Genomic DNA, 20,651 nt, shown 5'->3' on the forward strand with positions numbered 1-20,651 from the left:
CTAGGCTGAACGCGTGGCGGGCGGCCGGGTGCGGCCGCCCGCCGTCACATCGCCGCCAGGGACGCGGGCCTCAGTCGGGGTCCTCCACCTCCACACCCGCCGGGCTGCCCACCGGGGCGGTTTCGGGGGCGCCCCGGCCGTCCCGCACCGTGAACTCCTGGTCCAGCCGCCGCAGCCGGGAGACGATCCCGCCGTACTCCAGCTCGGAGTAGGGGAGCATGGCCGGCTCGAAGAAGCCCTGCCGGCGCATCTCGATGGCCTTCGCCGCCACCCGGTCCCGGACGTGCTGCCAGAAGGGGTCGGCGAAGAGGTCGGAGGGGCCGGTGAGGATCCCGTCGTGCACCGAGAACCCCAGCGCCGAGACCATGGGCACGCAGAAGAAGGTCGAGGCCGGGGTGTTCATCGGCACCGGCATGAGCGGGAGGTTGTGGCTGCCGCGCGTGTCCCCGCCCACGAAGGGGGCCACGGCGAAGGCCGGGCCGAACTCCTCGGTGGCCGGGAAGATCTTCTGGACGCGGACCACCGCCGGCGGATCGTCCTTGCCCACGTAGCGGCCGGCGATGTTGCGCAGCCGGGTGGTGCCCACGGCGGCGGCCTGCTCGTTCGGGTACTTGCGCGACCAGATCGACTCGATGGCGTAGCGGTTGGTGTCGCGCAGCAGCGCCGCGATGTCGTAGAGCCGCTCGGGGGCGTCCAGCACGATGATGCGGTCCCCCGCGGTGTGGTCCATGTCCATGATGTGGAAGCGGAAGCCGTCGTGCAGCCCCTCGCTCAGCAGGAGCCCCGGGGAGTACATCGGGTCGGCGAAGGCCAGGTAGAGGGGGAGGTTGAACGCCCCCGGCCCGCACTTGTCCCCCAGCAGCACCATGAACGCCTCGTTGGGGCGCTCCTCGAACTCGATCTCGGCGCTGCCCGGCCCCATGCCGCGGACGTTCCCAGAGAAGGCCTCGCGCAGCAGGTCCTGCCCCGCGCCGTAGAGGCCCTGCCGCTTCGCCTGCTCCGTGGTCTCGATGAAGATGTCCCAGGCCAGCCGGTGGACGTCGGCGTCGTCCACGCCGCGGGTGTGGGTCATGATCAGGGCGACGTCGTCGCCCGTGTGGCAGACGAACCCATCGATGAGCAGGGAGCCCTTCGCCCGGGCCACCCGCTCCCGGGCCATGGCCAGGACGTCCGGGCTCGGCACCGTGTGGCCGCCGATGGCCCCAACGTCCGCCTTGATCACACTGACCGTGATCCGCATAGCGGGCCTCCTTTCGCCGCTTTCGCCGCTTCGGGCCGGCACCGTGGGACGTGCTGCACCGATCATTCTACCCCCGTGGGCCGGGCCCCGGCCATGCCGGCGCAGCAAGCCGCGGCGCGGTGGCCGCCTGAGCAGGCGGGGCGCAGGACGGCCGGGCGGGGGCGGGCGGGGCCGGCCGCGGCGCGTTGGGGGATCCCCTGCAAAGGAAATGCTTCCACAGGGGTCGAAGAGCAGGGCGAGATGGCGCAGGGACGGCTGCGCGTCAACCGACTGACGCTGGCCCGGGAGGCCGGGCGGGTGCGGGTGGACGTCGAGCTGGCCCACGACGACCGCACCCTCGTGGGCTCGGCCGAGGCCGCCCCCGGGGCGGCGATCCGGGCGGCCGCCGCCGCCACGACCTCGGCCCTCAGCGCCCTGCTGCCGCAGCCGTGGCGCCTGCGCCTGGACGAGGCGGTCACCCAGCCCATCGCCCAGCGCCAGGCGGTGATCGTCCAGCTCCGCCTGGGCGGTGAGGAGGTGGAGGAGCGACTGGTCGGCAGCGCCGTGGCCGACCGCATCCCGGAGGAGGCGGCGGTCCGGGCGGTGCTCAACGCCGCGGAACGCCGCGCGACGCGCCTGATCTCATGATGGCGCCCCGACGCGGGGCGCCCGGCCGGTAACCGGTTCGCCCGACGCCCCTCGGTCCCTCCACGGATGGCGCCGGAGGATCCGGGGAGCGGGACGGTCCGGAGACCGGCTGCGACGGAGGATCGATTGCACCCCACGTACCGGGTCATCGCGCTGGTCAACCAGAAGGGCGGCTGCGGGAAGACCACCTCGGCCGTCAACCTGAGCGCCTCGCTGGCCCTCGCGGGCCGGAAGAGCCTCCTCGTCGACCTCGACCCCCAGGCCAACGCCACGGTGAGCGTGGGGGTCGACCCCGCCGCCCTGCCCCAGACCATCTACCACGTCCTGATCAACGAGGAGGTGGCCCTGCGGGAGATCCTCACGCCCACGCGGGTGGAGGGGCTGTGGCTCGCCCCCGCCTCCATCGACCTGGCGGCCGCCGAGCTGGAGCTGGCGGCGCGCATCGGCCGGGAGAACGCCCTGCGCAAGAAGCTCCTCCCGGTGGTGGAGGAGTTCACCTACGTCATCCTGGACACGCCGCCGTCGCTCGGGTTGCTCACCCTCAACGCGCTGGTGGCCTGCGACGCGGTGATCATCCCCATCCAGACCCACTACTACGCGCTGCTGGGGATGCGGCAGCTCCTGCGTACCCTCAAGATGGTGCGGGACGAGGTGGGCCACCAGGTGGAGATCCTGGGCGTGCTCCCGACGATGTACGACGCGCGGACGAACATCAGCAAGGAGATCCTCCAGGGGATCCGCGACTTCTTCGAGGGCAAGGTCTTCGAGACGACGATCCACTTCAACATCAAGCTGGTCGAGTCCTCGATGGCCGGCGTCCCGCTCTTCGTGCACGAGCCGGAGTCCCGCGGGGCCAAGGAGTACATGGCGCTGGCCCGGGAGGTCATGGCCCGGGAGACCTCCGAGACGGTGGCGGGGGCCTCCCGGTGACGGCGGTGGACGGCGAAGGAGGTGGCCGGGTGAAGCGGCGAGAGGAGCTGCGCCGGGGGGTCCGGGACCTGATCCAGGACGCCTCGCGCGAGCTGGACGCCATGGAGGGGCAGGCGCCTGCGCCGGCGGCGGCGGACGCGCGGCCGATCCTGCGGCTGGTGCGCGATCCCTCCCCGGGGGGCCCGACCGAGGGGGCGGGCGACCTGCCGGTCGAGGCCCCGACCCTCCTGCCGCGCAAGGGGGTCTGCGCGGCCTATTTCATCAACCGCCGCTGCTGGGAGGTCCCGGACGCGTTCTGCAACACCGCCCTCCAGGTCTGCATGCTGCGCGAGTGCCCCGTCTACCACCTGCACCGGGAGGAACTGGAACGGCGTTTCGCCGGAAAGTACGCGCACTTCTGGTAGCGTCCCCAGGGAAGGTCGTCCCTGCTGTTTACCCCCCGTTAAGCCCGGGAAAAAACCCTCTCCGGCACGTCATCCGTAGTGCACCTTGAGCACGACCTCGGGCCGCGGCTCGCCGGCGGGCCGGCTGGTCTTCGATCGGCTCGCCCGTGGGCCGGCCTCCGAAGGGAGGTCGCCATGCCACATCGCGCCGTTGTCGTGATCCTGACCCTCCTCCTGCTCGGGGGGAGCCTCAGCGCCCCGACCGGCGCGCAGGATGCCCCGATCCGGGTCTTCGTCGACGGGGGGCGCGTCCGGTTCGACCAGCCTCCGGTGGTGCGTGGGGGGCGGGTCCTGGTCCCGCTACGCGGGGTCTTCGAGCGCCTGGGCGCCAGCGTCGACTGGGAGGCCGCCACCCAGACGGTCCTGGCGGTGCGCGGCGGCACCGTGGTGGAGCTGCAGATCGGCAGCCGCCAGGCCCGGGTGAACGACCGGGTCGTCCTGCTGGACGTCCCCGCCCGCATCATCGGGGCGCGCACCCTCGTCCCCCTGCGCTTCGTCAGCGAGGCGCTCGGCGCCACGGTGCAGTGGCAGGAGGCCACCCGCACGGTGCTGATCTACACCGGCGCGGCCGCCCCGCCTCCCGGACCGGCGCCCGCCCCCGCCCCCGCGCCCACCGCGGCCGCCATGGTGAGCGGCACGGTGGTCCAGCTCCGCACCGGGGACAACCCCGTGATCCTGGTGGACCAGGGGACGACCCTGGTGCGGGTGGCGGTCACCCCGGACACGGCCATCACCCGGGTGAACGTCGCCACCAACACCGGCGGCTCGGTGAGCCTGAACCAGCTCCGCCTGGGCGACCACGTCGAGGTGACGCTGGGGCCGCGGAACCAGGCCCTCCGCGTGCGGGCGACGTTCCGCACCGTGGTGGGGCGCCTCGACGCCGTGGCGGGCGGTGGCCGCACGCTGCTGCTGCGCGACGGCCAGGCCTACTGGGTGGCCGACGAGCACCTGGAGGTGCTGATCAACGGCCGCGAGGGGACGGTGGCCGCCCTGCGCCCCGGCATGGTGGTGACGTTGCGCCTCAACCCGCAGACCAACCTGGTCTACGGCATCACCGCCGAGACGGTGGTGGGCGAGGAGCCGCCCGCCCGGCCGGCGCGGCCGGTGATCACGCAGCCGGAGGCGGGGGCCGCGATTAGCAGCCCGGTGGAGGTGCGCGGGCGGGCGCCCGGCGCCGCCCGCGTGGTCGTCACCCTGGACGCCCTGCTGGGCGTCCGGCTGGCCACCGGCGAGGCCCAGGTCGGCCCGAACGGCGGGTTCGTCGTGCGGCTGACCTATCAGCCCCTCTTCGCCGGGTGGCCGTACGTGATCACCGTCACCGCCGTCACCCCGGCCGGGATCGAGTCGGACGCCGCCACGGTCCAGGTCCGCCAGCGCTAACGGACGGCCGGCGGCTGCGGGAGGCGGCCGCCGGCCCCCCCCGGCTGGCGCCCGAGCCCTCGTCAGGCGGCCGACGCCGGGCGCTGCGCGACCGGGACGCTGCGCTATAGTGGAGCGGAGCGCTGCCCGCAGGGGGCGTTGGCCGGGGCAGCGGGTGCTCTCATGTCCCGACCGGTCGTGGCCTCACCGCCGTGCGTCGCCATCGAGGCGCTGCCCCGCCACGTGGGGGCGGAGGTGGAGGTGCGCGGCTGGCTCCACCAGCGGCGCAGCAGCGGCCGCATCCACTTCCTGGTCGTGCGGGACGGCACCGGGTTCGTCCAGGTGGTCCTCTCCCGCGCGGACCTGGACGCCGAGACCTTCACCCGGGCCGACCACCTCCCCCAGGAGAGCAGCCTGATCGTGCGCGGCGTGGTCCGCGCGGATGCGCGCGCGCCGGGCGGGGTGGAGGTGGCGGGCCGCAGCCTGACGGTCGTCCACGGGGCCGAGCCGTACCCGATCACCCCCAAGGCGCACGGCATCGAGTTCCTGATGGACCACCGCCACCTCTGGCTGCGCAGCCAGCGGCAGCACGCCATCATGCGCGTGCGGGCCGAGGTACTGCGGGCGGCCACCGCCTACCTGGAGGCGGCTGGCTACCTGCGCACCGACGCGCCCATCCTGACGCCGGCGGCGGTCGAGGGGACGACGACGCTCTTCGCCACCCCGTACTTCGACCTGGGGGAGGCCTACCTGACCCAGTCCGGCCAGCTCTACCTGGAAGCCACCGCCATGGCCTTCGGGCGGGTCTACGCGCTGGGGCCCACCTTCCGGGCGGAGCGCAGCAAGACCCGCCGCCACCTCACCGAGTTCTGGATGCTCGAACCGGAGGCCGCCTTCGCCGACCTGGAGGAGATCATGGCCCTGGCGGAGGGGCTGGTCTGTGCGGTGGTGGCGCAGGTGGTGGAGCACCGGCGGGCAGAGCTGCTGACCCTCGGGCGAGACCTCGAGGCGCTGCGGCGGGTGCAGCCGCCCTTCCCGCGCCTCAGCTACGACGAGGCGCTGGCCCGCCTGGCGGCGGCCGGCAAGCCGGTGCCCTGGGGCGAGGACCTCGGCGGCGACGAGGAGACGGTGCTGGCGCAACAGTTCGACCGTCCGGTCTTCGTCCACCGCTACCCGGCCCGGGCGAAGGCCTTCTACATGCAGCCCGACCCGGCCCGCCCCGAGGTCGTCCTCTCCATGGACCTGCTGGCCCCCGAAGGGTACGGGGAGATCATCGGTGGGGGCCAGCGCATCCACGACCTCGACCTGCTGGAGCGGCGCCTGGAGGAGCACCGCCTGCCCCGCGCGGCCTACGCCTGGTACCTGGACCTGCGCCGCTACGGGTCCGTCCCGCACGCCGGCTTCGGGCTGGGGGTCGAGCGCACGGTGGCCTGGATCTGCGGGCTGGAGCACGTGCGCGAGGCCATCCCCTTCCCACGCACCATCACCCGGCTGTACCCCTGAGTCGCGTCGCCGCGTTTGCCTTGGCGGCGGCCGCTGTGGTATAGTCGTCCTGTCTTGTGGGGCGCGGTCCGAGCCGCGCTCCGGCCTGGAGTGGGCGGCGACCCGCTCTTTTTTTTGAGCCGGGACCGCCCGAGGAGACGGCGATGGCCCGGGAACGCATCGCAGCCCAGGTGGAGGCGCTGGCGCGGCCCATCGCCGCGCGCTTCGGCCTGGAGGTGGCCGACGTCGAACTCGTGGGCGAGGGGCCCCGGTCGGTGCTGCGCGTGCTGGTCGAGGGACCCCACGGCGTGACCGTGGAGGACTGCGCGCGGGTCTCGGAGGCGCTCTCCCGCCAGCTGGACCTGCACGACCCGATCCCGCACGCCTACACCCTGGAGGTGGCCTCGCCCGGGCTCGACCGGCCCCTGCGGCGGGACCGCGACTTCCAGCGCTTCGCCGGATCGCTGGTGGAGGTGCGGACCGTGGCCCCGGTGGAGGGGCAGCGCACCTTCCGGGGGCGCCTGCTGGGCCTGGTGGAGGGGCAGGTGGTGGTGCGGGTGGGGGAGCGCACTGTGCGCATCCCGCGCGCGCAGGTGAGCCAGGCCCGGCTGGTGGTGGACGAGGCCGCCATCAAGGCGTTGCTGGGCGAGGAGAAGCAGGGAGGCGCAGGCAGGCATGAACGGTGAGCTGTTGCGCGCGCTGGAGGCGCTGGAAGAGGAAAAGGGCATCGGCCGCGACGTGATGTTCGAGGCGGTGGAGGCGGCCCTGCTCTCCGCGTACAAGAAGAACTTCAGCGGGGCGGCGGCCCAGAACGTCCGGATCGAAGTGGACCGGCAGACGGGCGACATGCACGTCTACCAGGTGCGCACCGTCGTCGAGCAGGTCACCGACCCCACGACCGAGATCGCCTTGGCCGAGGTGCAGCAGTACGACCCCACGGCACAGGTGGGCGACATGGTCGAGCTGGAGGTCACGCCGAAGGACTTCGGCCGCATCGCCGCCCAGACGTTCCGGCAGGTCGTCCTGCAGCGCCTGCGCGAGGCGGAGCGGGAGCTGGTCTACAAGGAGTTCCGCGACCGCGAGGGGGACATCGTCACCGGCGTCGTCCACCGCATCGAGCGCAAGAACGTCTACCTGGACCTGGGCCGCATCGAGGCGGTGCTGCCCCCGCCCGAGCAGATCCCGCGGGAGTCCTACCGGCAGGGGGAGCGGGTGAAGGCCTACGTCGTCGAGGTGCGCCAGGGGACGCGCGGGCCGCAGATCGTCGTCTCCCGCACCCACCCAGGGCTGCTGAAGCGCCTCTTCGAGCTCGAGGTGCCGGAGATCTACGAGGGGATCGTGGAGATCAAGGCCATCGCCCGGGAGGCGGGGGCCCGCAGCAAGATCGCCGTGGCCTCGCGGGACAAGAACGTCGACGCGGTCGGCGCCTGTGTGGGGCCCAAGGGCTCCCGGGTGCAGGCCATCGTCGACGAGCTGCGCGGGGAGAAGATCGACATCATCCCCTGGCACCCCGAGGCCTCCGCGTTCGTGGCCGCCGCGCTCAGCCCGGCCAAGGTCGTGCGGGTGGACGTGACCGAGGAGACGAAGACGGCGCTGGTCATCGTCCCGGACCACCAGCTCTCCCTGGCCATCGGCCGGGAGGGGCAGAACGCCCGCCTGGCCGCCAAGCTCACCGGGTGGCGGATCGACATCAAGAGCGAGACGCAGCTGAAGGAGATCGAGGCGGCCAAGATCTTCGCCGACCTGCCGCCGGAGGAGCCGCAGCCGGCCCCCGCCGGGGCGCCGGGCCAGGCCCCGGCGGGCGGGACGGCACCGTCCGCGCAGGTCCCGGCGGGTGAGGAGGGCGCGGGCGTGGCGCCGGGGGACGGCGAGGCGCGCCCGCGGGCGGAGGAGGCGGTGCCCCAGGCGGTAGGGCGGCCGGAGGGCGCCGACTAGGCGACCGGGAGCGGGATGGCGCGCCAGCGCAGGGTGCCTCAGCGCATGTGTGTGGCCTGCCGCCAGATGCGGCCGAAGCGGGCCATGGTCCGCATCGTGCGGACGCCGGCGGGTGAGGTGCGGGTCGACCCCACCGGGAAGGCGGCCGGGCGCGGGGCGTACGTCGACCTGACGGCGGCGTGTGTGGAAGAGGCGCTGCGCCACCGACGGCTCGACCACGCCCTGGAGGTGCCGGTCCCCGAGTCGGTGGGGGCGGCGCTGCGGGAGCTGCTGGCGCGTCCGGCGCCGACGCCGCCAAAGGTGATCAGGATTGCCGCCGGGCAGGGCGCGGCCGGGACGGCGCGCCCGGGCCGCCCGCCGCGGCAGGGAGGCCGGTAGCGCGTGCGGGTCTACGAACTGGCGAAGGACCTGGGGATCGGCACCAAGGAGCTGATGGAGCTGCTCGGACGGATGAAGGTCTCCGTCAAGAGCCACTCCTCCTCCCTCGACGAGGCCACGGTGCGGCGGGTGCGCGAGCACGTCGCCGCCCACGGCACACGCATGCCCGAGACCCCTCCCCCGCCAGCGCGGCCGGCCGTGACCACGCCGGCGGGGGAGCGCATCCTCTCCATCCGCAAGATCACGCCGCCCCCGCCGCCAGCGCCCGAGCCGCCCGCGCGTGAGGGGCGCCCCGCCGAGGCGCCGGCAGCCGCCTCCCCGCCGGCGCCGCCGGCGGTGCCGTCCGTCGAGCCCGCACCGCGCGAGGCGCCCAGAGAGGTGCCCGCCGAGCGGCCCGCCGCCCGCGCACCGGCCGCGCCCGCGGCGCCGGCACCGGCGGCACCGGCCGCCCAGGCGCCGCCTGCGGCGCCCGCACCGCCCAAGGTCCCCGCACCCGGACGGGCCGAGCCCATCCGCATCACGCCGGTGAAGCCGCCCCCGCGCGAAGCCGCTCGAGAGGTCCTCACGCCCGAGGAGGTGGCCCGCGAGCTCTTCGGCCCGGCGCCGCCCGCCCCGCCTGAGGTCCCCCCGAAGCCCCCCGAGGTCCCCGTCCCGCCGCGGCCCGAGGCGCCGCGACGGCCGGAGCGCCGCCTGCCCCCGCCGCCCCCGCCGCCGCGCCGGTTCCACGCGGAGCGCCGCGGCCGGCGGCCGGAGCCCCGGGTGGCCGAGCCGGTGGAGGCGGCTGCGCCGGTGGCGCCCAGTGAGGTCGAGCTCACCGGCCCCATCGGCGTGGGGGAGCTGGCGGCGCGCCTGCACCTCCCGGTGGCGGACGTGGTGCGGCGGCTGCTGGAGCTGGGGGTGCTGGCCGGGGTGAACCAGCAGCTGCCTATGGATGTGGCCGCCCGCGTGGTCGAGTCGTTCGGCAGCACGGTGGTGAGGCCGCGCGAGGCGGCGGAGGCGCCGGCGGTGGCGCCGCGCCCGCGCCCGGCGGCGGCCGACCCCGAGGCGGTGCCGCGCGCGCCGGTCGTCACCGTCATGGGCCACGTCGACCACGGCAAGACCACCCTGCTCGACGCCATCCGCGCCACCCACGTGGCGGAGCAGGAGGTCGGCGGGATCACCCAGCACATCGGCGCCTCCACGGCGGACGTGGACGGGCGGCGCGTCGTCTTCATCGACACACCCGGCCACGAGGCCTTCACGGCGCTGCGCGCCCGGGGCGCGCAGGTCACCGACATCGCCGTGCTGGTCGTGGCCGCCGACGACGGGGTGATGCCGCAGACGGTCGAAGCGATCAACCACGCCCGGGCGGCGGGCGTGCCGATCATCGTGGCCATCAACAAGGTGGACCTGCCCCAGGCCAACCCCGACCGGGTGAAGCAGCAGCTGGCCGAGCTCGGGCTGGTGCCGGAGGAGTGGGGCGGCGACACCGTCATGGTGCCGGTCTCCGCCCGGCAGCGCACCGGCCTGCGGGAGCTGCTGGAGATGATCCTGCTGGTGGCCGACCTCCACGACCTCCGGGCCAACCCGCGCAAGCCGGCCCGCGGGACGGTCCTGGAGGCGCGGCTCGACCGCGGCCGCGGGCCGGTGGCCACCGTGCTGGTCCAGGAGGGGACGCTGCGCGTGGGCGACGCCATCGTCGCCGGGGAGGTGGCGGGGCGGGTCCGGGCGCTGCTGGACGAGCGCGGGCAGCGCGTGGGCGAGGCGGGTCCCTCCATGGCCGTGGAGGTGCTGGGGCTGGAGGCGGTGCCCACCGCCGGCGACCTGCTGGAGGTGGTGCGCGACGAGCGCCTGGCCAAGGCGCTGGCCGAGGAGCGTCGCGAGCGGCGGCGGGCCGCGGAGACCGCGGCACGCCCCGGCGTGGTGGAGGAGCTTACCGCCGAGGGGCGCCGGGAGCTGCGGCTGATCCTGAAGGCCGACGTCCACGGCTCGGTGGAGGCCCTGCAGGGCGCCCTGGCGCGGCTGGAGGTCCCGGACGTGCGCCTGACCATCCTGCACACCGGCGTGGGGGCCATCACCGAGTCGGACGTCATGCTGGCGGCGGCCAGCCGGGCGGTGGTCGTCGGCTTCAACGTCCGGCCCGACCCGGCGGTGCGCAAGCTGGCCGAGCAGGAGCAGGTGGAGATCCGCCTCTACCGGATCATCTACGAGGCGCTGGAGGACATTGAGCAGCTCCTGCGCGGGCTCATGGCGCCCAAGGTCGAGGAGGTGGTGCTGGGGCGCGCGGAGGTGCGCGCCACCTTCGCCATCCCGCGCGTCGGCACCGTGGCGGGGTGCTACGTCGCCACGGGCCGGATGGTGCGCGGCGCCCAGGTGCGGCTGCTGCGCGACGGCGCCGTGGTCTACGAGGGGCGCATCGCCTCCCTGCGCCGCTTCAAGGAGGACGTGCGCGAGGTGCCGGAGGGGTTCGAGTGCGGCATCGGCCTGGAGCGCTTCCAGGACGTGAAGGTGGGGGACGTCATCGAGGCCTACGAGGTGCGGGAGGTCCCGGCGGCGTAGCGCCGGCTCCGGCGGCGGGCACCCCGCTGCCCGCGTCTGCGGCGGCCGCAGGCCGCGGGCTGGCGGACCTGACGGCACCGGGCGAGACGGGGACCATGGTCATCGGCGTGCTGCGGGCGGAGCTGGCGCTGGACGGGACCCGGAGCCTGAAGGACAAGCGGCGCATCGTGAAGAGCCTCCTCGACCGCGCCCAGCGCCACTACCGCGTCGCCGCGGCCGAGGTCGACCAGCAGGACTCCTGGCGCCGGGCGGTGCTGGGCTTCGCCTGCGTCTCCGCCCGGGGGGACCATGCCCAGCAGATCCTCCACCGCCTGGTGGGGTGGATCGAGCGCGAGACCGGCGCTCACCTGATCGACTACTCCATCGAGATCCTTTGAGGAGGGGCCGGGCGACCCCGGGGGGACCATGGCCAGTCCACTGCGCCGGGAGAAGCTGCGGGAACTCTTCAAGGCCGAGGCCAGCGATGTGCTGCAGCGCCAGCTGCGCGACCCGCGCATCGGCTTCGTCTCGGTCACCGACGTGGAGCTGAGCGCCGACCTGCGCCACGCCAAGATCTTCGTCAGCGTGCTGGGCAGCGCCGAGGAGAAGCAGCAGACCATGGCGGCGCTGGAGCGCGCCACCGGCTTCGTCCGCTCCGAGCTGGGGCGGCGGATCAAACTGCGCCACACTCCGGAGATCCTCTTCCGCCTCGACGAGTCGATCGAGCGCGGCACGCGCGTGGTCGCCCTGCTGCGCCAGGTCGCCGGCGAGCGTCCCCGCGGCGGGGCGGGCGGGACCGGCGAGCCCGGCGGGACGGACCCGGGTGGCGCGGCCGGGGCGTCCCCGCCGTGATGGGCCCCGCCGCCTCCGTCCAGGCCGGCACCGTCCGCCATGCCATCGCCCGGGCGCTGCGTGCCGCCCGGCGCGTCCTGCTGGTGGCGCACGTGGACCCTGACGGCGACACGCTCGGCGGGACGCTCGCGCTGGCCCTGGCGCTGCGGGACCTCGGGGTGGAGGCGGTGGTGGGCAGCCCGGGCGGCGTGCCGCCGGTCTTCGCCTTCCTACCCGGCGCCGGCGAGGTGGTGACGGCGCTGCCCGACGAGGCCCGCTTCGACGTGGCGGTGGCCATGGAGTGCGGGACGCTGGAGCGGTGCGGGGCCTTCGCCGCCCACGTGAGCCGGACGCCGCTCGTCGTCGTCATCGACCACCACGAGAGCGCCGTCCCCTTCGGCCACCTCAACGACATCGACCCGCAGGCGGCCGCGGTGGGCGAGATGGTGGCCGCGCTGCTGGAGACCCTGGAGGTCCCGCTCACCCCGCCGGTGGCCACCGCGCTGCTCACCGCCGTGGCCACCGACACCGGCGTCTTCCGCTTCCCCACCGTCCGGCCGGCCACGCTGCGGCTGGCCGCGCGGCTGCTGGAGGCCGGCGCCCCCCTGGACCGCATCGTGCGCGAGGTCTACGAGAACCGCACCCCCGCCGCGGCGCGGCTGCTCGGCCTGGCGCTGGCCCGGATGGTCGTCACCCTCGACGGGGCGGTGGCCTACACGGTGGTGACCGACGCCCTGCGCCGCGAGGGCGGGGCGGAGGGGGAGGAGACGGTCGGGGTGATCGGCCTGCTGCGGGCCGTCCGTGGGGTGCGGCTGGCGGCGCTCTTCGAGGAGACCGACGCCGGGGTGCGGGTGAGCCTGCGCTCCCGCGACGGGGTGCGGTCCCACGCCATCGCCGCCCGGTTCGGGGGTGGGGGGCATCCGGGTGCGGCCGGATGCCTCCTGCCGGGACCGCTCCCCGAGGCGGTGGCTCGGGTGCTCGAGGCCGCCGCCGAGGAGGTGCGCCTGGCGGCGCTGGGGGCCGGTGCCTCCCGGCCCGTGGAGGAAGACCTGCCCTGAGGCCGGAACCGTGGACGCCGTCCTGAACGTCCTCAAGCCCCCGGGGATGACCTCCCACGACGTTGTGGACGTGGTGCGGCGCCTGGTGCGCCAGCGCCGGGTGGGACACACGGGCACGCTCGATCCCTCGGCGGCCGGTGTCCTCGTCCTGGTGCTGGGCCGGGCCACGCGCATCGCGGAGTTCCTCACGCTCTCGGACAAGGCCTACCGTGTGGAAGTGACGTTCGGCATCGCCACCGACACCGGGGACGCCTTCGGCGCCGTCACCGGGACGGCCGACGCCTCGGGGGTGACGGCCGCCGCGGTGGAAGCCCACCTCCCCCGCTTCACCGGGGAGGTCGAGCAGGTGCCCCCGATGGCCTCCGCCATCAAGGTCGAAGGGCGGCGCCTCTACGAGCGGGCCCGCCGGGGCGAGGTGGTGGCGGTACCCCCGCGCCGCGTCGTCATCCACCGGCTGGCCCTGGTGGACTTCTGGGGCGGTACCCACCCGCGCGCGCTGCTGGACGTGGAGTGCTCCAAGGGGACCTATATCCGTGCCCTGGCCCGCGACCTGGGCGCGGCCCTGGGGGTGGGCGGGCACGCCTCCTTCATGCTGCGCCGCCGGGTCGGGCCCTTCACGCTGGAGGAGAGCCTGACGCTGGAGGAGCTCGGGGCCCTGCAGGCCTCAGGCACCCTGGAGCAGGCGGCGGTGTCGATGGACCAGGCGCTGCGCGACCTCCCCGCCGTGGACCTCCTGCCCGGCCAGCGCCGGCAGGTCCTGGAGGGCACCCCCCTGCCGCTCTTCCGGGTGCCCGGGTGGCAGCACCTCCCGCCCGACCGCCCGGTGCGGCTGCGCGACGAGCAGGGGCTCGTGGCCCTCGCGCGGGTGGAGCACGGGCGCCTGCGTCCCTTCAAGGTGCTGCGGGGCGGCACCCCGCCGCCCTGACGCGGGTCCGACCCGAGGGCGTGGACGTCTACCGCGGTCTGGAGGCCTTCGTCCACGACGGCCGGCCGGTGGTGGTGGCGCTCGGCACCTTCGACGGCGTCCACCTGGGCCACCAGGCCGTCCTGGGGCAGGCCCGCGCCGCCGCCTCCGCCCGCGGCGGGCGCAGCGTCGCCCTGACCTTCGACCCGCACCCCCAGCGGGTCGTCGCACCGCCCGCCGGGCCCTTCCTCCTGACCACCCTGGAGGAGCGCCTCGAGCTGCTGGCGGCGCTGGGACTCGACGCCGCGGTCGTGGTGACCTTCGACGACGCCCTGCGCCGGACGCCGCCGGAGGGGTGGGTGGAGCGGCTCGTGGGCACGCTGCGTCCGGTGGAGGTGGTGACAGGGACCACCTACCGGTACGGGCGCGACCGGGCGGGGACCGTCGAGGACCTGGCCGCCTCCGGCCGCCGGTACGGGTTTACTGTCACCGCCGTCCCTCCGACGCTGGCCGGCGGCGCGCCCGTGAGCAGCACCCGTATCCGCGGCCTCCTGCGGGACGGGGCAGTGGAGGAAGCAGGGCAGCTACTGGGCCGTCCCTACGCCGTGCGCGGCCGGGTGGTGCCCGGTGATGGGCGCGGCAGGCGTCTCGGATTCCCCACGGCCAACCTCCACCCCCCTGCGGAGAAGCTCCTGCCGGGGCCGGGGGTCTATGCCGGGCTGGCCCGCCTGCAGGGAGCGGGCGGAGGGGAAGCGCCGGCGCCCGGGTGGGCCGCCGCGGTGAATGTCGGCACGCGCCCCACCTTTGGCGCGGGGCCGCTCACCGTGGAGGCCTACCTGCTCGACTTCTCGGGGGACCTCTACGGCCGGGAGGTGGAGGTGGCCTTCCTGCGCCGGCTCCGCGACGAGGCGGCCTTCGGCCGGGTGGAGGACCTGGTCCGGCAAATCGCCGAGGACGTGCGGCAGGTGCGTGCGCTCCTGGCCGCCTCCGGGCGGGGCACTCTCGGTCCGGGGCGGTGAGGCCGGACCGGGGCCGGCCCGCGAGGGACCGGCTGTGCTACAATGGCCGGTGGCCCCGGCGGGGAGTCCCGCAGCTCCGGCGGTCTCTCGGCCGATGGCGACGATTCGAGGCCGGCCTGCCCCCGGCAGGCGGCAGCGACCCCCCGCCACCGCCCGGCGGCCTGGCGGGCAGCCGTCCCCGTCGTGGACATCCTGAGGGGAGGAGCGCGTCTCCCATGGCGCTCAATGCGGAGATCAAGCAGCGCATCGTGCAGGCGCATGGCCGCCACGAGCGCGACACCGGGTCGGCGGAGGTTCAGATCGCCCTGCTGACCGAGCGGATCAACCAGCTCACCGAGCACCTCAAACAGCACAAGAAGGACTTCCACTCCCGGCGGGGGCTGCTGAAGATGGTGGGCAAGCGGCGGCGCCTGCTGGCCTACCTGATGCGCCACGACCCCCCTCGGTACCGCGAGGTGGTCGAGCGGCTGGGTCTGCGTCGATGAGGCGGCGGCAAGGGCCGGGAGTGTCCCGCGGGCGGGGGCCAGAGCGTCCCCGCCGTCGCGTGTCTGGAGCGATCTAGGAGGGTGATGATGGCCGTTACGACGGTGCGACAGGTGGAACTGCAGGTCGGCGGGCGGACGCTGGCCTTCGAGACGGGCCTGCTGGCGCAGCAGGCGGACGGGTCGGTGGTGGTGCGCTACGGCGACAGCGTCGTCCTGGTGACGGCGACGGCCTCGCGCCAGCCGCGGGAGGGCATCGACTTCCTCCCGCTCACCTGCGACTACGAGGAGCGCATGTACGCCGCCGGCAAGATCCCCGGCGGGTTCTTCAAGCGGGAGGGGCGGCCCGGGGAGAGCGCCATCCTCTCGGCGCGCCTGATGGACCGGCCGATCCGGCCGCTCTTCCCCAAGGGGCTGCGCAACGACGTCCAGGTGATCGCCACCGTGCTCTCCACCGACCAGGCCAATGACCCGGCGATCCTGGCGGTGAACGGCGCCTCCGCGGCGCTGATGCTCTCCGGCCTCCCCTTCGGGGGTCCGGTGGGGGCGGTGCGGGTGGGGCTGATCGACGGGCGCTTCGTCCTCAACCCCACGCTGCGGCAGATCGAGGAGGAGTCAGACCTCGACCTGGTGGTGGCCGGCACCGCCGACGCCATCATCATGGTCGAGGCCGGGGCGGGGGAGGTCCCGGAGGAGACGGTGCTGGAGGCCTTCGACCTGGCGCACCAGGAGATCCGCCGCATTGTGGAGATCCAGCACCGCCTGGTGGAGCTGGCCGGCAAGCCCCCCAGGCCGGTGACCATCGTCCCCGACCCGGACCCGGAGCTGGTGGCGGCGGTGCGCGAGGTGGCGCTGCCGCTGGTGCGCGAGGCCCTCACCCGGCCGGAGAAGCTGGCGCGCGAGGCCGCCCTGGAGGAGACCGAGCAGGTGGTGACCGCCCGGCTGCTGGAGCAGGCGCCGGAGCGCTTCGCCGGCCGGGAGGCGGAGATCGGCCCGGCCGTGGAGCAGGTGATCAAGGAGGAGGTGCGGCGCCGCATCCTGGAGGAGGGCGTCCGCCCCGACGGCCGGGGGCCGCGGGATATCCGGCCGCTGTACATCGCGGTCGGCATCCTGCCCCGGGCGCACGGCTCCGGGCTCTTCCAGCGCGGCCAGACCCAGGTCCTCACCAGCTGCACGCTCGGCACGGGGGAGGACGAGCAGATCCTCGACAACCTGGGGATCCTGGAGCGCAAGCGCTTCATGCACCACTACGTCTTCCCGCCCTTCAGCGTCGGTGAGGTGCGGCCGCTGCGCGGCCCGGGACGGCGGGAGATCGGCCACGGCGCTTTGGCGGAGCGGGCGCTGGAGTGGGTCATCCCCGCGGAAGACGTCTTCCCCTACACCATCCGGCTGGTCTCCGAGGTGCTGGAATCCAACGGCTCCACCTCCATGGCCTCGGTCTGCGGCTCCACCCTGGCGCTGATGGACGCCGGGGTGCCCATCAAGGCGGCCGTGGGCGGGATCGCCATGGGCCTGGTTACCGCGGGGGAGCGGGCGGCCGTGCTCACCGACATCATCGGCATGGAAGACGCCATGGGCGACATGGACTTCAAGGTGGCCGGCACCCGCGACGGCATCACCGCCCTCCAGATGGACATGAAGATCCGGGGGATCTCGCGCGAGCTGCTGGCCCGGGCGCTGGCCCAGGCGCGGGAGGCGCGCCTGGGCATCCTGGACCGCATGGCCGAGGTCCTGCCTGCGCCGCGCACGACGCTCTCCCCGTACGCGCCGCGCATCCTCACCATCGAGATCCACCCCGACAAGATCCGCGAGGTCATCGGCCCGGGCGGCAAGGTGATCAACAAGATCACCGCGGAGACCGGGGCGAAGATCGACATCGAGCAGGACGGGCGCATCCACGTCGCCTCCCCCGACGAGGCGGCGGCGCGGCGGGCCATCCAGATGATCGAGGACATCGTCCGCGAGGTGAAGGTGGGCGAGATCTACCTGGGCCGCGTCACCCGGCTGATGAACTTCGGGGCCTTCGTCGAGGTCCTGCCCGGGAAGGAGGGGCTCGTGCACATCTCCGAGCTGGGCGACGGGCGGGTCGAGCGCGTGGAGGACGTCGTCAAGGTCGGCGACGAGCTGCTGGTGCGCGTCAAGGAGATCGACAACCTGGGGCGCATCAACCTGACCCGGCGCGGCGTGGAGGGCGGGCCGGAGGTCCCTGCCGGGGCGGGGGCGGCGGCGAGCGACCGGCCACGCGGGGAGGGAGGCCGGGGCGGTCCGGGTGGCGGACGGGGTCGGCGACGCCGTCGCGGCGGCCGCGGCGGCGGCCAGGGTGGTGGTCCAGCCGGCGGCCCGGGCGGCGGCCGGTCGGGCGGTGGCCCGGGCGGCCGCGCTGCCGGAAGCGGAGCGGGCCGGGGCCCGGGCCGGACGGCGGCCGGCCGGCCTGCTGGCGGCGGCCCGCGCAGCGGAGAGGGATCCCCGCCGGCCTGAACCGCCCCGCCGCCCGCGAGGCGGATCCGGAAGTCATGACGCAGCTCACCGAGCAGACGCGGCTCCCGAACGGCATCCGGGTGATCACCGAGACGATGCCGCAGGTGCGCACCGCCGCCCTCGGGGTGTGGATCGGTGCCGGCTCCCGCTACGAGCGCCCCGAGGTCCACGGGATCTCGCACTTCCTCGAGCACCTGCTCTTCAAGGGCACCACCAGCCGCACCGCCCTGGACATCGCCCAGCAGGTGGACGCCGTCGGGGGGCAGATGAACGCCTTCACGGACAAGGAGCTGACCTGCCTCTACGTGCGCGTCCTGGCCGACCACCTGCCGGTGGTGATGGAGATCATGGCCGACATGCTGTTGCGGTCGGCCTTCGACCCGCAGGCCATCGAGCGCGAGCGGCAGGTCATCCTGGAGGAGATCAAGAGCTACGAGGACTCCCCCGACGAGCTGGTGCAGGACCTCTTCGCCCAGACCATCTGGAACGGGCACCCGCTCGGCCGGCCGGTCATCGGCACGGTGGAGACGGTGCGCCGGCTCGACCGCGACGCCTTCCTGGCCTACGTGGGAGAACGGTACCGCCCCGACAACGCGGTGGTGGCCGCGGCCGGGGACGTCCTGCACGCCGGGGTCGTCCGCCTGGTCGAGGAGACGCTGGGCGACTGGCAGGGGAGCGCGGTTCCGGTGGCGCCGGAGGCCCCCGGCACCGACCCGGCCATCGTCGTCCGGACCAAGGCCACCGAGCAGGTGCACCTGGCGCTCGGGGCGCCGGCCCTGCCGCAGGCGCACGAGCGCCGCTACGTCCTCTCCGTGCTGGACAACCTGCTCGGCGGGGGGATGAGCAGCCGCCTCTTCCAGGAGATCCGGGAGAAGCGGGGGCTCGTCTACACGATCACCTCCTACGTGGCCGCCTACCGGGAGGGCGGGCTCTTCGTCATCTACGGGGCGATGAGCCCGGAGACCGCTCCGCAGGTGACGCGGCTCGTCCTCGAGGAGATCGAGAAGGTGAAGGACGCCGTCCCCGCCGACGAGCTGCGCCGGGCGCGGGAGTCGCTCAAGGGGGCGGTGATGCTCGGGCTGGAGTCGACCGGCAGCCGCATGGGCAAGCTGGCCCGCTCCGAGCTCTACTACGGGCGGCAGATCTCCCTGGACGAGATCCTGGCGCAGATCGACGCGGTGACGGCCGAGGACGTGCAGGCGATGGCCCGCGAGCTCCTCGTGCCGGAGCGCATGGCCATGGCGGCCATCGGGCCGTTCCGCACCGACGGCCGGCTGGAGGGGGAGCTGCGGGAGGCGCTGCGGCCGGGAGCGGCGGTGGCGTAGTCGTCCGGGCACAGGGGCCCGGCCCGGGGCCGCTCCGGTCGGCTCCGCGGGAGCCGGGGGAAGGCATGGACCAGGCGGGAGAGAGGAGCCAGCCGATCCGGGTCGTGGTGAGCGGGGCCGCCGGGCGCATGGGCCGCGCGGCGGTGCGCGCCATCGCCGCCACGACCGACCTGCGCCTGGTGGGCGCCGTGGGGCGCTCCCGGGGTGTGGGGGCGGACGCCGGCACGGTGGCCGGCCTGGCGCCGCTGGGCGTGCCCATCGAGGCCAGCCTGGCAGACGTGCTCGACCGCGGCGCCGACGTGCTGGTGGAGTTCGCGCCCGGCGAGGCGGCGCTGGGGCACGCACGCGACGCGCTGGCCCGCGGGGTGCGCCCGGTGATCGGCGCCACCGGACTGCCCGCCGGCGCGGCCGACGAGCTGCGCGCGCTGTGCGCCGCGCGCGAGGTGGGGGCGGTCCTGGCGCCCAACTTCGCGCTGGGGGCGGTGCTGATGATGGTCCTGGCGGAGCGGGTAGCCCGCTACTTCCCCCACGTCGAGGTGGTGGAGCTCCACCACGACCGCAAGCGCGACGCGCCCTCGGGCACGGCCGCCCGTACGGCCCGGCTGGTGGCGCGGGCGCGGGGGGCTGCGCCGCCTGCGCCGGTGGCCGAGGAGGAGACCGTCCCGGGGGCGCGGGGCGGGACGGTGGAGGGGGTGCGCGTCCACAGCGTGCGCCTCCCCGGGCTGGTCGCCCACCAGGAGGTCATCTTCGGCGGGCCGGGGCAGGTGCTGACCATCCGGCACGACTCGCTGAGCGAGGAGTCCTTCATGCCGGGCCTGCTGCTGGCGGTGCGGCGCGTCGTGCAGGAGCGCCGCCTGGTGGAGGGCCTCGAGGGCCTGCTCGACCTCTAGCGCCAAGGGCCGAAGGTCCGTCGGCGGCGACGCCGGGGCTTCGGGCCGCGGGGTCGCGCGCTTCAGGCCGCGGCCCGCACCAGCTCCCGCAGCACCGCCCGCACCGCTCGCCCGCTGCCCAGCGAGAGCAGCACGGCCATCACCCCGTAGATCGGCAGGTGGCCGGCCAGCTCCCCCCATCCCAGGAAGGGGAGGGTGAGGTTGAAGGGCAGCCAGGCGACCAGGATGACGAGGCGCGTCAGCAGCCCCGAGGCCAGCAGCACCCCCACGGTCACCTCCACGACGCCGGCGGCCACGGCGAAGTCCCGGTCGCTGACCCCCGGAAACCCTAGGGCCGGCATGAAGTTGAACGGGTGCGCCCGCAGGAACGCCTCGGCCAGCGGCAGGTTCCACAGCTTCTCGGTGCAGCCGGTCCAGGCGATGGCCGCGCCGGTGAGCACGCGCAGGACCGGGACGCTCCAGAGGACCAGGCGTTCCAGGGGCGGCCGCGGGAGGCCGAAGACCGCGTCCAGCGAGTAGGGGCCGCGGCCGAAGACGAAGAGGAAGAAGGCGATGCCCAGCAGGTGGAGGTGGTCGAGGAGGTCGAGGGGGCCGAAGACGACGAGCCCGGCGACGAAGAGCCCCCCGATGGCCAGGGCGGCCAGGCGAGTGAGCGCCCCGTAGACCAGGCTGAGGGCGACGACGATCTCCCCCAGCGCCAGCACGCCGGCCCAGAAGGTCCGGGGCATGAGCAGGTTGGGGGCGAACAGCTGC

General features: G+C 74.7%; 20 protein-coding genes. 18 read left to right on the plus strand and 2 right to left on the minus strand.

What is annotated here, in order from left to right; all coding sequences use genetic code 11:
• Positions 1 to 70 precede the first annotated feature (70 nt).
• Complete coding sequence (locus tag RB146_12590) at positions 71 to 1,240, minus strand: fructose-1,6-bisphosphatase (GenBank protein MDQ7829807.1); 1,170 nt, start codon at positions 1,238 to 1,240, stop codon at positions 71 to 73.
• 240 nt (positions 1,241 to 1,480) lie between these two features.
• Between RB146_12590 and RB146_12595 the strand changes: the two genes are divergently transcribed.
• The 18 genes from RB146_12595 (at position 1,481) to dapB (ending at position 19,898) form a co-directional block, all read left to right on the plus strand.
• Positions 1,481 to 1,867: a hypothetical protein gene (locus RB146_12595; protein ID MDQ7829808.1), complete on the plus strand. Its 387-nt coding sequence runs from the start codon at positions 1,481 to 1,483 to the stop codon at positions 1,865 to 1,867.
• Between the two features lie 126 nt (positions 1,868 to 1,993).
• Complete coding sequence (locus tag RB146_12600) at positions 1,994 to 2,797, plus strand: ParA family protein (GenBank protein ID MDQ7829809.1); 804 nt, start codon at positions 1,994 to 1,996, stop codon at positions 2,795 to 2,797.
• Positions 2,798 to 2,826: 29 nt separating this feature from the next.
• The gene (locus RB146_12605) at positions 2,827 to 3,201 is read left to right on the plus strand and encodes a hypothetical protein (GenBank protein MDQ7829810.1); all 375 of its coding nucleotides are present in this window, start codon (positions 2,827 to 2,829) and stop codon (positions 3,199 to 3,201) included.
• A gap of 174 nt (positions 3,202 to 3,375) precedes the next feature.
• Positions 3,376 to 4,620: a copper amine oxidase N-terminal domain-containing protein gene (locus RB146_12610; GenBank protein MDQ7829811.1), complete on the plus strand. Its 1,245-nt coding sequence runs from the start codon at positions 3,376 to 3,378 to the stop codon at positions 4,618 to 4,620.
• Between the two features lie 162 nt (positions 4,621 to 4,782).
• Entirely contained in the window at positions 4,783 to 6,102 is a 1,320-nt protein-coding gene (gene asnS, locus RB146_12615; protein ID MDQ7829812.1) for an asparagine--tRNA ligase, read from the plus strand.
• Between the two features lie 143 nt (positions 6,103 to 6,245).
• Positions 6,246 to 6,767, plus strand: a complete 522-nt coding sequence (gene rimP, locus RB146_12620; GenBank protein ID MDQ7829813.1) for a ribosome maturation factor RimP — start codon at positions 6,246 to 6,248, stop codon at positions 6,765 to 6,767.
• On the plus strand, positions 6,757 to 8,016 hold the full coding sequence (gene nusA, locus RB146_12625) for a transcription termination factor NusA (protein MDQ7829814.1): 1,260 nt from the start codon (positions 6,757 to 6,759) through the stop codon (positions 8,014 to 8,016). The genes rimP and nusA overlap by 11 nt, the downstream gene beginning before the upstream one ends.
• Positions 8,017 to 8,061: 45 nt before the next feature.
• On the plus strand, positions 8,062 to 8,394 hold the full coding sequence (locus RB146_12630; protein MDQ7829815.1) for a YlxR family protein: 333 nt from the start codon (positions 8,062 to 8,064) through the stop codon (positions 8,392 to 8,394).
• 3 nt (positions 8,395 to 8,397) lie between these two features.
• Positions 8,398 to 10,932 (plus strand): translation initiation factor IF-2, encoded by a 2,535-nt coding sequence (infB, locus tag RB146_12635; GenBank protein MDQ7829816.1) that lies wholly within the window; start codon positions 8,398 to 8,400, stop codon positions 10,930 to 10,932.
• 95 nt (positions 10,933 to 11,027) lie between these two features.
• A complete protein-coding gene (locus RB146_12640) occupies positions 11,028 to 11,309 on the plus strand; it encodes a DUF503 domain-containing protein (protein MDQ7829817.1) in 282 nt (93 codons plus the stop codon).
• Positions 11,310 to 11,337: 28 nt separating this feature from the next.
• Positions 11,338 to 11,763: a 30S ribosome-binding factor RbfA gene (rbfA, locus tag RB146_12645; protein ID MDQ7829818.1), complete on the plus strand. Its 426-nt coding sequence runs from the start codon at positions 11,338 to 11,340 to the stop codon at positions 11,761 to 11,763.
• On the plus strand, positions 11,763 to 12,800 hold the full coding sequence (locus tag RB146_12650; protein MDQ7829819.1) for a DHHA1 domain-containing protein: 1,038 nt from the start codon (positions 11,763 to 11,765) through the stop codon (positions 12,798 to 12,800). Before rbfA ends, RB146_12650 begins: the two co-directional genes overlap by 1 nt.
• A 10-nt stretch (positions 12,801 to 12,810) precedes the next feature.
• On the plus strand, positions 12,811 to 13,725 hold the full coding sequence (gene truB, locus RB146_12655; GenBank protein MDQ7829820.1) for a tRNA pseudouridine(55) synthase TruB: 915 nt from the start codon (positions 12,811 to 12,813) through the stop codon (positions 13,723 to 13,725).
• A gap of 20 nt (positions 13,726 to 13,745) precedes the next feature.
• Positions 13,746 to 14,723 (plus strand): bifunctional riboflavin kinase/FAD synthetase, encoded by a 978-nt coding sequence (locus tag RB146_12660; GenBank protein ID MDQ7829821.1) that lies wholly within the window; start codon positions 13,746 to 13,748, stop codon positions 14,721 to 14,723.
• A 215-nt stretch (positions 14,724 to 14,938) separates the two neighbouring features.
• Positions 14,939 to 15,208 carry a 30S ribosomal protein S15 gene (gene rpsO / locus RB146_12665; GenBank protein MDQ7829822.1) on the plus strand — a complete coding sequence of 90 codons (270 nt, stop codon included), beginning with the start codon at positions 14,939 to 14,941 and terminating at the stop codon, positions 15,206 to 15,208.
• Positions 15,209 to 15,295: 87 nt separating this feature from the next.
• On the plus strand, positions 15,296 to 17,683 hold the full coding sequence (gene pnp / locus RB146_12670) for a polyribonucleotide nucleotidyltransferase (GenBank protein MDQ7829823.1): 2,388 nt from the start codon (positions 15,296 to 15,298) through the stop codon (positions 17,681 to 17,683).
• Positions 17,684 to 17,718: 35 nt separating this feature from the next.
• Positions 17,719 to 19,008, plus strand: coding sequence for a pitrilysin family protein (locus RB146_12675; protein ID MDQ7829824.1), 1,290 nt, complete (start codon positions 17,719 to 17,721; stop codon positions 19,006 to 19,008).
• 65 nt (positions 19,009 to 19,073) lie between these two features.
• On the plus strand, positions 19,074 to 19,898 hold the full coding sequence (gene dapB / locus RB146_12680; GenBank protein MDQ7829825.1) for a 4-hydroxy-tetrahydrodipicolinate reductase: 825 nt from the start codon (positions 19,074 to 19,076) through the stop codon (positions 19,896 to 19,898).
• A 62-nt stretch (positions 19,899 to 19,960) separates the two neighbouring features.
• Here the strand turns inward: dapB and RB146_12685 are convergent.
• Positions 19,961 to 20,651, minus strand: a 691-nt coding sequence (locus RB146_12685) for a DoxX protein (GenBank protein MDQ7829826.1), incomplete at its 5' end; no start/stop codon positions are given.

It is taken from the genome of Armatimonadota bacterium (assembly GCA_031081585.1).
GTDB classification, from domain to species: Bacteria; Sysuimicrobiota; Sysuimicrobiia; order Sysuimicrobiales; family Humicultoraceae; genus Geohabitans; species Geohabitans tengchongensis.

What these genes read in the sequence shown, in the direction of transcription:
- RB146_12590 (MDQ7829807.1), bottom strand. Translation starts at nt 1,240, where the DNA reads ATGCGGATCACGGTCAGTGTGATCAAGGCGGACGTTGGGGCCATCGGC.
- RB146_12595 (MDQ7829808.1), top strand. Translation starts at nt 1,481, where the DNA reads ATGGCGCAGGGACGGCTGCGCGTCAACCGACTGACGCTGGCCCGGGAG.
- RB146_12610 (MDQ7829811.1), top strand. Translation starts at nt 3,376, where the DNA reads ATGCCACATCGCGCCGTTGTCGTGATCCTGACCCTCCTCCTGCTCGGG.
- asnS (MDQ7829812.1), top strand. Translation starts at nt 4,783, where the DNA reads ATGTCCCGACCGGTCGTGGCCTCACCGCCGTGCGTCGCCATCGAGGCG.
- rimP (MDQ7829813.1), top strand. Translation starts at nt 6,246, where the DNA reads ATGGCCCGGGAACGCATCGCAGCCCAGGTGGAGGCGCTGGCGCGGCCC.
- nusA (MDQ7829814.1), top strand. Translation starts at nt 6,757, where the DNA reads ATGAACGGTGAGCTGTTGCGCGCGCTGGAGGCGCTGGAAGAGGAAAAG.
- RB146_12630 (MDQ7829815.1), top strand. Translation starts at nt 8,062, where the DNA reads ATGTGTGTGGCCTGCCGCCAGATGCGGCCGAAGCGGGCCATGGTCCGC.
- RB146_12640 (MDQ7829817.1), top strand. Translation starts at nt 11,028, where the DNA reads ATGGTCATCGGCGTGCTGCGGGCGGAGCTGGCGCTGGACGGGACCCGG.
- rbfA (MDQ7829818.1), top strand. Translation starts at nt 11,338, where the DNA reads ATGGCCAGTCCACTGCGCCGGGAGAAGCTGCGGGAACTCTTCAAGGCC.
- RB146_12650 (MDQ7829819.1), top strand. Translation starts at nt 11,763, where the DNA reads ATGGGCCCCGCCGCCTCCGTCCAGGCCGGCACCGTCCGCCATGCCATC.
- rpsO (MDQ7829822.1), top strand. Translation starts at nt 14,939, where the DNA reads ATGGCGCTCAATGCGGAGATCAAGCAGCGCATCGTGCAGGCGCATGGC.
- pnp (MDQ7829823.1), top strand. Translation starts at nt 15,296, where the DNA reads ATGGCCGTTACGACGGTGCGACAGGTGGAACTGCAGGTCGGCGGGCGG.
- RB146_12675 (MDQ7829824.1), top strand. Translation starts at nt 17,719, where the DNA reads ATGACGCAGCTCACCGAGCAGACGCGGCTCCCGAACGGCATCCGGGTG.
- dapB (MDQ7829825.1), top strand. Translation starts at nt 19,074, where the DNA reads ATGGACCAGGCGGGAGAGAGGAGCCAGCCGATCCGGGTCGTGGTGAGC.